At 45.2% G+C, this 376-nt stretch carries 1 protein-coding gene; it reads left to right on the forward strand.

Going from position 1 to position 376, the window contains the following annotated elements:
* Window positions 1-376 (forward strand): hypothetical protein (locus tag RM706_RS16465; RefSeq protein WP_311353364.1); only part of this gene is annotated, 376 nt, incomplete at both ends.

The raw sequence follows: 376 nt of genomic DNA on the forward strand, positions 1-376 counted from the left end.
GTTCCCGAACTTGGACACGGACGCCACGGATGATTTTGATGGTGCATGGAGCAGTTTAACAGGGGTTCCCGCAGGTTTTTCAGATGATATTGATAATGTTGATGACGCCGATAGCGACCCTGAGAATGAGCTTACGTTAAGGGGTAGTGGTGGCCCTACAGGGACACCAGTTGAAGGAACTACTTATGTAGACACTTCCAGCGGACAGTTATATATTTATGATTCGACCTCTTGGCTAACAGTAGGAGGTAGTGCTACTCCTGGAGATGCAAGCGATACGAATGAGCTTATTACTGCCTTTGAGATAAATGGTTCAAATCTTCGAATCACAGAAGCAGGCACTGACTTTGATGTTCCTCTATCAAGTATAGATACT

It is taken from the genome of Croceitalea rosinachiae (assembly GCF_031846445.1).
GTDB lineage: Bacteria > Bacteroidota > Bacteroidia > Flavobacteriales > Flavobacteriaceae > Croceitalea > Croceitalea rosinachiae.